9 protein-coding genes are annotated in these 8,293 nt (G+C 73.5%); 3 read left to right on the forward strand and 6 right to left on the reverse strand.

Annotation, left to right across the window (positions count from 1 at the left end; translation table 11 throughout):
• On the forward strand, positions 1-1,025 hold a 1,025-nt coding region (locus tag GKQ77_RS22105; RefSeq protein ID WP_219690671.1), incomplete at its 5' end, for a DMT family transporter.
• A 33-nt stretch (positions 1,026-1,058) separates the two neighbouring features.
• On the opposite strand, the gene GKQ77_RS22110 is transcribed toward GKQ77_RS22105, so the two are convergent.
• Positions 1,059-2,390, reverse strand: a complete 1,332-nt coding sequence (locus tag GKQ77_RS22110) for an aminotransferase class I/II-fold pyridoxal phosphate-dependent enzyme (RefSeq protein ID WP_219690672.1) — start codon at positions 2,388-2,390, stop codon at positions 1,059-1,061.
• Between the two features lie 94 nt (positions 2,391-2,484).
• Between GKQ77_RS22110 and GKQ77_RS22115 the strand changes: the two genes are divergently transcribed.
• Entirely contained in the window at positions 2,485-3,195 is a 711-nt protein-coding gene (locus GKQ77_RS22115; protein ID WP_219690673.1) for a pyridoxamine 5'-phosphate oxidase family protein, read from the forward strand.
• 121 nt (positions 3,196-3,316) lie between these two features.
• On the opposite strand, the gene GKQ77_RS22120 is transcribed toward GKQ77_RS22115, so the two are convergent.
• The 3 genes from GKQ77_RS22120 to GKQ77_RS22130 all read right to left on the reverse strand — a co-directional run bounded on the left by GKQ77_RS22120 (position 3,317) and on the right by GKQ77_RS22130 (position 6,174).
• On the reverse strand, positions 3,317-4,315 hold the full coding sequence (locus GKQ77_RS22120) for a DMT family transporter (protein WP_219690674.1): 999 nt from the start codon (positions 4,313-4,315) through the stop codon (positions 3,317-3,319).
• A 151-nt stretch (positions 4,316-4,466) separates the two neighbouring features.
• Positions 4,467-5,486 carry an EamA family transporter gene (locus tag GKQ77_RS22125; protein ID WP_372459951.1) on the reverse strand — a complete coding sequence of 340 codons (1,020 nt, stop codon included), beginning with the start codon at positions 5,484-5,486 and terminating at the stop codon, positions 4,467-4,469.
• A gap of 115 nt (positions 5,487-5,601) precedes the next feature.
• Positions 5,602-6,174, reverse strand: coding sequence for a Clp protease N-terminal domain-containing protein (locus GKQ77_RS22130; RefSeq protein WP_219690676.1), 573 nt, complete (start codon positions 6,172-6,174; stop codon positions 5,602-5,604).
• 194 nt (positions 6,175-6,368) lie between these two features.
• On the opposite strand from GKQ77_RS22130, the gene GKQ77_RS22135 reads away from it, so the two are divergent.
• Positions 6,369-6,557 carry a hypothetical protein gene (locus tag GKQ77_RS22135; RefSeq protein ID WP_030794760.1) on the forward strand — a complete coding sequence of 63 codons (189 nt, stop codon included), beginning with the start codon at positions 6,369-6,371 and terminating at the stop codon, positions 6,555-6,557.
• A gap of 52 nt (positions 6,558-6,609) precedes the next feature.
• Here GKQ77_RS22135 and GKQ77_RS22140 read toward each other — a convergent pair whose 3' ends face one another.
• Together GKQ77_RS22140 and GKQ77_RS22145 are read right to left on the reverse strand one after the other, a co-directional pair.
• Positions 6,610-7,482: a putative protein N(5)-glutamine methyltransferase gene (locus GKQ77_RS22140; protein WP_219690677.1), complete on the reverse strand. Its 873-nt coding sequence runs from the start codon at positions 7,480-7,482 to the stop codon at positions 6,610-6,612.
• Between the two features lie 366 nt (positions 7,483-7,848).
• Positions 7,849-8,293: PadR family transcriptional regulator (locus tag GKQ77_RS22145; protein ID WP_219690678.1), on the reverse strand; the 445-nt coding region annotated here is incomplete at its 5' end.

Raw genomic sequence — 8,293 nt, forward strand, 5'->3', positions numbered from 1 at the left:
CCGCCCGCCCCGCCCTCGACTGGCGCGTCCGCTTCGGCGTCCTGTCGCTGGTCTGGGGCTTCAGCTTCCTGTTGATCAAGGTGGGTACGGAGGCGTACGCGCCCTTCCAAGTCACCCTGGGGCGGCTCGTGTTCGGCACGGCGGTGGTCGCCGCCGTGCTCGCGGTGAAGCGGGTACGGCTGCCGCGCGGGACACGCACCTGGCTGCACCTGGCGGTGGCGGCGCTCCTGCTCAACGCCCTGCCGTTCTCCCTGTTCGCGTACGCGGAGCTGACGATCCCCTCCACGCTCGCCGGGATCTGCAACGCGACCTCGCCCCTGTGGGGCATGGCGCTCTCGCTGGTCGCGCTCTCCGAGGACCGCCCGACCCGGCGCCGCGTCGCGGGCCTCGGCATCGGCTTCCTCGGGGTGCTGACGGTCCTCGGCGCCTGGCAGGGCTTCAGCGGCCTCGACCTCGGGGGCACGGCGATGGCGCTGCTCGCCTCGCTCAGCTACCCGATCGGCTGGATCTACGTCCGTCGCACCCTGGCCGGATCGGGCCACTCGAACCTCTCCCTGACCGGGGCACAGCTACTGCTCGCGACCGTCGAACTGGCCGTGGTGACCCCGCTGTTCACCTCGTTCCCGACCAGTTTCCCGGTCGTTCCGCTGCTGGCGATCGTGGCGCTCGGCGCCCTCGGCACGGGGCTCGCCTTCCTGCTCCAGTACTCGCTGGTCTCCGAGGTGGGCCCGACCACCGCCCAGATGGTCACGTACTTCATTCCGGTCATCGCGACGGCGGCGGGTGTCGCCCTGCTCGGTGAGTCCCTGAGCTGGTCGACGCCAATCGGCGCGGCGATCGTCCTGGCGGGCGCGGCGCTCACGCAGTCCCGGCCGCGCGGGGCGGTCAAACCGTCCCGGCCGGGCGGGGCAGTCACCCAGTCCCGGCCGCGGGGCGCACTCACCGAGTCCCGCCCGCCCGCAGGACTCGACCAGTCGGAGCCGGGCGCGGCGGCGGCCCGGCCCGCGGCATCCGAACGCCGGTAGCCACCGGCCACCGCCCCACGGAGCCCGCCCCCCTCACTCGTAACGCCGCGCCGGGGCGGGCCCGACAGCCGAGGCGACCGCGTCCGCCACCGGCACGATGTCCTCGTCGGCGAGTACCGACACGGTGATGCGCACCCCGGGCCGGGCGCCGAGCCGGAACCGGGCCCCCGGAGCCACCGCCCACCCGGCGTGCAGCAGCCGCGCCACCGCCCCGGTCTCGTCCGGCACGGGCACCCACACGTTCATGCCGCTGCGCCCGTGCGCCGGCACCCCCCGCTCGGCGAGCGCCGCGATGAGCGCGTCCCGCCGCCGCCCGTACGACGCCGCCACCGCCCCGGAGTCCACCGCGCCGTCGGCCCAGAGCCGCACCACGGCACGCTGGAGCAGCAGGCTCACCCAGCCGGGGCCGAGCCGCTGGCGCCCTTGCACGCGGTCGAGGGTGACGGGGTCGCCCGTGAGGACCGCGAGCCGCAGGTCGGGCCCGTACGCCTTGGCGGTCGACCGCGCCAGGGCCCAGCTGCGCGTCACCCCGGCGAGGGGGTGCAGCGGCACGTCGACGATGCCGTGGCCGTGGTCGTCCTCGATGAGCAGCGCCTCCTTGTGCGCGGCGAGCACTTTGCGCAGGGCACGCGCGCGTGGCGCGGTGACAGCGGCGCCCGTGGGGTTCTGCGCGCGGTCCGTCACGATGACCGCGCGGGCGCCGCCGGACAGGACCCGCTCCACATCGGCGGGGAGCGGCCCCTCGTCGTCCACGCCCACGGGGACCGGGCGCAGCCCGAGGGCCGAGACGAGGTCGAGCAGACTGCCCCACCCGGGGTCCTCGACGGCCACCGCGTCGCCGGGCTTGAGGTGGGCGGCGAGCACCCTCTCGATGGCGTCGAGCGACCCGGAGGTGACGGCGATGGGCCCGGCGGGGACACCCTCCGCGTCGAACGCCACGCGCGCGTGGTGCTCCAGTTCCGGGTCCACGGCGCCTTCTCCGTAGAGGACCGGCTTCTCGTCGCTCCGCGCGGCGGCCGCCGCGAACGCGTCGGCGAGCGGCGGCAGCAGCGTCGGGTCCGGGTTGCCCTTGGAGACGTCGCGCACGCCGGGCGGCGCATCCACGCGGATCAGCTCGCGGGCGGTCGTGGCGGGCTTCGGCCGTACGCGGCTTCCGCGCCGCCCCGCCGTCTCGATGACCCCGCGCTCGCGCAGGGTGCGGTAGGCGGCCGCCACGGTGTTGGGGTTCACGCCGAGACGGGTCGCCAACTCCCGCATGGGGGGCAGCAGTTGCCCGGGCTCCAGGCCGCCGTCCCCCACGGCACGCTCCACGCTGGCGGCGATTTCGGCTGCGCGTCGCCCTTCGATCGGATACTCTCCTAGCACAAAACAGAGTATGCACTAGTACAAACTCAACGGCAAACGCAGTACGTACACGGGCATACGCAGCACGTACAGGCAGCACGTACAGGGAGAGGCCATGCAGACGACGCCGACCACCACCGACACCGCTTCGCCGGACAGCGCCGCCTACGCACCGACCGACCGCACCGTCCCCACGCGCGCGCGGGACCGCGCCTCGTACGACCGCGAGACGGTGCACGCGATACTCGACGAGGCCTACGTCTGCCATCTCGGTTTCGTCCGGGACGGCTCCCCTGTGGTGCTGCCGACGCTCTACGGCCGCGTGGGCGAACGCCTGTACGTGCACGGTTCGACAGGGTCCCGGCCCCTGCGCATGGCGGGCCACGCGCAGGAAGGGCAGCAGGACCCGGGCCTCCAGGTGTGCCTGACCGTCACCCACGTCGACGGCCTCGTCCTGGCCCGCTCCGCCTTCCACCACTCGCTCAACTACCGCTCGGTGGTGATCCACGGCACCGCCTACCAGGTCACGGATCCCGAGGAGAAGCGGACCGCCCTGAACGCGCTCGTCGACCACGTGGTGCCGGGCCGCTCCACCGATTCGCGCCCCGCCAACGCCAAGGAGCTGGCGGCGACCGCCGTACTCAGCCTCGACCTGAACGAGGTGTCGGCGAAGGCCCGCACCGGCGGCCCGAACGACGAGCCCGAAGACATGGACCTCCCCTACTGGTCGGGCGTGGTCCCGCTGCGCAAGGGTTACGACACCCTGATCCCCTCCCCCGACCTCGCGCCCGGCATCAAGGTCCCCGACTACCTGACCGAGCGCTGACGCCGGCCCTCCTCCGCGTCCCCAATTCCCGGTACGGGTACCGGTATCCGCACCGGAACCCGTACCCGTACCTGCACCCCTAGCCGTACCCGTGCCCGTACCGGCACCCGTACACGACCGACTACACCGCCGCCGCCTCCCTGCGCGCCGCGACCACCCCTCGCGCCTCCGCGACCGCGAGCCCCGTCACCGCGGCCAGCATGAGCAGCGTGCCCGCGACCGTCGCCACCGTCAGCGCCTCACCGAGCAGCGCGACCGCGATGACGGCGGCGCTGACCGGCTCCAGGAGGGTGATCACGGAGACGGTCGCTGACCGCACCACGGCCGCCCCGGCGAAGTACAGCGTGTAGGCGACCGCTGTCGGCACGGCCGCGATGTACAGCAGATAGAGGCCCACGCGCGCGGGTTCGACGGTGTGCGGCACAAGGCCCTCCGCACCGGCGAGCGGCAGCAGGCAGAGCGCGACGACGGCGAACGACCAGACGGTGTCGTCCGCCGAGCCGGCCCCGCCGTCCCGGCCCCAGCGCCGCGTCAGCAGCGTCATCGCGGCGTACGCGCCCGCGGAGACGAGCCCCCAGACCACGCCCACCGGCCGCACGGTCGCGCCCCCGCCACCGAGGACGAGCACCACGAGTCCGGCCAGGGCGCCGACGACGGCGACGACCCCGCCGCGACCCAGCCGCTCCCCGAGGGTGAGCCGCGCGCCGAGCGCGATGAGGACGGGCCCGGAGCCCATGGTGACGACGGTGCCCACCGCGAGGCCGGTCGCCTCGACGGCGGCGAAGTAAGCGGTCTGGAACACCGAGAGGGCCACGCCCGTCACGACGATCCGCCGCACCCTCCGGCTCCGGCCGGCCAGGCGGCCCAAGGGGGCGGCATGCGGCTCCAGAAGGGCCGCATGCGCCTCGTACGGCTTCGCCCGGCGCGGCCGCACCACGCGCACGCCGAGCAGCAGGACGAACCCGCCCGCGCACCGCCAGAAGGAGAGGCCGACCGGCCCCATGTCGCTGGCCTGGAAGACCAGCGCGGCGGCGGCACCCGCGGTGCCCCAGGCGGTTCCGGCGACGATCAGATAGAAGAGGCCTCGCCCGACGGGCAGGCCGAGTACAGCGTTCGACACGTGAGTTCTCCGCAGCAGAGAAGGATGTTCTGGCTCCGTCTGCGGGCAGCACCGTTCCGCCCGGCCGTTGGCCTGGGCGTGATCCGTGAGCGCCCCGCGCTAGGCGGCGGGGGGCGGAAGAACGAGTGCGCGTGACTTCATGATCCGCACACTAGGTCGAACTGCCGCTGCGCGACAACTCCGTTTCGGCATCCGGGACCCGGGCCTTCACGGCACGCTCGGCGGGCGCGGACGACTGGGCGATGAACGCGCCCGCGAGGACGAGCGCGCCCCCGACGAGCTGCGGCGCGGAGAGGTGTTCGCCGAGGATCACCCAGGCCAGTGCGGTCGCGATGACCGCTTCGAGGCAGGCCACGACACCGGCCACCTGGGGCGAGAGCCTGCGCACGGACAGCACCCCGGTGACGTACGCGACGACCGTCGCGATCAGCACGATCCAGCAGAGCAGGAGCCAGGCGGGAACGCTCGAGCCGTCCAGGTCCGCGCCGCCCGCGAGCACCGACCACTCCATGCCCCAGGGGCGCGCGACGACGGTCAGCACGGCGGTGCCGACGAGCAGGCCGTACGCGATGACGCCGAGGGGGTGCGGGGCGTCGTCGCCCGCGTCACTGCCCTGGTCGGACAGGACGAAGTAGCCGACCTGGCAGCAGGCCGCGCCCAGGGCGAGCAGGAGGCCGACGGCGTCGAAGCTCAGGCCGGCCCACACCTCGACGACGCACGCGAGTCCGCCGACGGCGAGGACCACGCCGAGCGCGGCCGCACGCGTCACCGACCGCCGCTGCACGAAACGCACCCAGCCGAGGACGAGGGCGGGCGCGAGGTACTCGACGAGGAGCGCCACGCCGACGGGGATGCGGGAGAGCGCCGCGAAGTAGCAGGCCTGGACGCCCGCCACGGCGAGGAGGCCGAACCCGGCGAGCAGCGCGGGCCTGCTCCTGGGCAGCCGCCGGTGCCGCCAGGCCACGGGCAGCATCACCAGGGCGGCGCCCGCCACCCTCAGCCACACCACGTGCAGGGGGTCGAGGCCCGCTTCGATGAGCGGTTTCGCCGCGACACCGGAGCCACCGAAGGCGACCGCCGACAACAGGGCGAGCCCAAGTCCGAGGCCTCGGCCCCGGTGCTCCTGGCCCGCCTTGCCCTCCTGAATCCCCTGAGACGCTTGCACTGGCACATCATGGCAGGCGGTGTCATGAGCGTCACGCCGCCTGACGCCTGTCTCAGTCAGCGGACGCCACCCGCCCGCCAAGCCCTTCCAGGGCTACGCGCGGCGGCCTTGCCCGCGCCATTCAGCCCGCCAAGCTGTGCCCGCCCGCGAAGCCGTGGCCCCCGGCGGCGTACTGCCGGCAGCCCGCCTCCACGCGCCGCAGCAGGACCTCGACGTCGACACCGGCGCGCCCCAGCACCTCGACCGCCCGGCACTCCGGGTCGGCGGTGAGCCCGGCGAGCAGGTCCATGCCGAGGGCCCCTGGGTCCCCTCGCACCTCGGCGCGCTCCAGCGCCACGTCCATCGCCGAGACGGCGGCGGGCGACCAGCCCGCCTCCTTGTGGGCCACAACCACCGGCACGGCCCCGGAGTCCTCGACGGTGCCCTGCCACTGGAGGCCGTAACCGATGCTGCGCTGCACGAGGTAGCCGAGGAGGCGCACCACCTGCGCGCCGTTCTCGAAGACGGCGCGCACCTCGGGGTCGGTCTCCAGGAGGGAGTGCAGCAGATGCGCGGTGTCGATCTGCCGGTCGCCGTCCCGCACCGCCCGGCGGCGCGCTCCGGCCACGACCGAGGCCAGCTCCGCGCTGAGGCGGGAGTCGAGTTCTGCTCGGGTCGGGTCCGGTTCGGCGCCCGGCGGAGTACGGCTTTGCACACTCCCACCCCATCAATCACCGGTGGCATATGCATCGGCGGCGGGAAGCATCTTCGCGTCCGACACAGGGTGGGCACGCATGGGTGGGTTGTCCTCCTTACGGATGAGATCCGACGGGTCCGCCCCCGCGGCGCGCGCCGCCTTGCCTCACGGCCGGAGCGCAACCTCCGCACGGGTTCGGAAGTCTCACTTGCATGGAGAGCAGGTTCTGGATGGTCGCCCTGCCGGCGGTCGACGGCAGGCAGTACGTGTACCGGGTGTACGCACCCGACGACGCGCTGCCCGCCGACCTGTTCTGGGACGCCTGGCACTGCCACGACGAGAGCCCGTTCCCGCGGGCCTCGGATCTCTTCGACGCGGCGGTGATACGACGGGTCGGCTAGCCGGAGCCCGCTCTCACCGCCCCGCGCGCCCCGCCTGAGTCGCCCTGCCCGCTCATGCGCCGCCCGCTCGCCCGCTCCCGCGCCGGGTGCCGATGACGACCGTCGCGTACAGCTCCTCGTCCTCCACGACCCGCGCCACAAGCCCCGCCCGCTCGACGGCTGCGACGGCGGCGGGCACCTGCCCCTCGCTCGTCTCGAAGAGCAGATGACCACCTGGCGCCAGCCAGTCCGGCGCCCCCGCGGTCACCCGGCGCAGCACGTCGAGTCCGTCGCTGCCGCCGTCGAGCGCGACCCGCGCCTCGTGGACCCGGGCCTCGGCGGGCAGCAGGCCGACCTCGCCGGTGGGGACGTAGGGGACGTTGGCGAGCAGGACGCCGACGCGGCCCCGGAGCGTGCGGGGCAGCGGGGCGTAGAGGTCGCCCTCGTAGACCTCTCCCCCGGCGGCGGCGACATTGCGGCGGGCGCAGCGGACCGCGGCGGGGTCTATGTCGGCGGCGTGCAGTTCGACCCGGTCGAGGCCCGCGGCGAGCGCGGCGCCGAGGGCACCGGAGCCGCAGCACAGGTCGACGACGACGGCCGCACGCCCGGCGAGCGCGGCGGCCTGGGCGACGAGGAGTTCGGTCCGGCGCCGCGGGACGAAGACCCCGGGGTCGACCTCGATCCGAAGACCGCGGAACTCTGCCCAGCCCAGGACGTGTTCGAGGGGCAGCCCACCCGCCCGGCGCTCCACCATGGCGCGGACCTCGGCCGGGGTGCGGGCGGTGGAGAGGATCAACTCCGCCTCGTCCTCGGCGAAGACGCACCCGGCGGCGCGCAGCGCCGTGACCACGGAGGCGGGGTCCGAAGGGGAGGGAGAGACAGAGGGAGAGGGAGGTGCCTGAGTAGAGGAGAGCACCCGAGGAGCGAGGAAAGATGAAACCGACATGCGACGAAAACCTTCCGGGATCCCGATGGGGCTCCCTCGGATTCACCTATGCCCGGTGAACCGCGCGGTCGCGAGGAGGAAGCACCCGACCTGCTGCTGCGGTAATGGGTCTCACCTCCAAGGCGCGTCGCCTGCGTCCGTCACAGGGCAGGGGAACACTATCCCACTCCCTCCGAGGGCGACAAAGCACGGGTGCCACACCCACCCCCTGTACTGACGGTTCATCAGTAGCGCAAATGCTCCAGGCCCTGCGGCTAAGTTCCGCGACACCGTGGCCGCGGCCGACTCCGCCCGGAACGAACGAGGCGCCCCGCACACACGGTGCGGGGCGCCTCATCCACGACGGGAGCATCGCCCCCGGCGTCGTCAGTGCTCATCGGCGAGGATCAGATACAGCTTCTTGCGCGCGTCGTTGATGACGGAAACCGCCTTCTCGCGCTGCTCCTTGCTGCCGGTCTTCCAGACCTGGCCGAACGCCTCCATCAGACCGAACCCGGCCTGCCGGATCTCGTTCAGCGTCTCCCAGTCGACCCCGCGCCCGGCCTCTTCCCAAGGGGCCTCGGGCCCTTCGTCGGCCGCTTCACGACCGGCATCGGTGAGTGTGAAGAGCTTCTTGCCGCCCTCACTCGCGCTGCTGATCAGACCCTCGTCCTCCAGGAGCTGGAGGGTCGGGTAGACCGAGCCGGGGCTGGGCTTCCACGCCCCGCCGCTGCGCTCGGCGATCTCCTGGATCATCTCGTAGCCGTGCATGGGACGGCTCTTCAGGAGGGCGAGGATCGACGCGCGTACGTCACCGCGCCGCGCCCTGCCC

Origin of the sequence: Streptomyces anatolicus (assembly GCF_019400875.1) — a bacterium.
Classification (GTDB): domain Bacteria; phylum Actinomycetota; class Actinomycetes; order Streptomycetales; family Streptomycetaceae; genus Streptomyces; species Streptomyces anatolicus.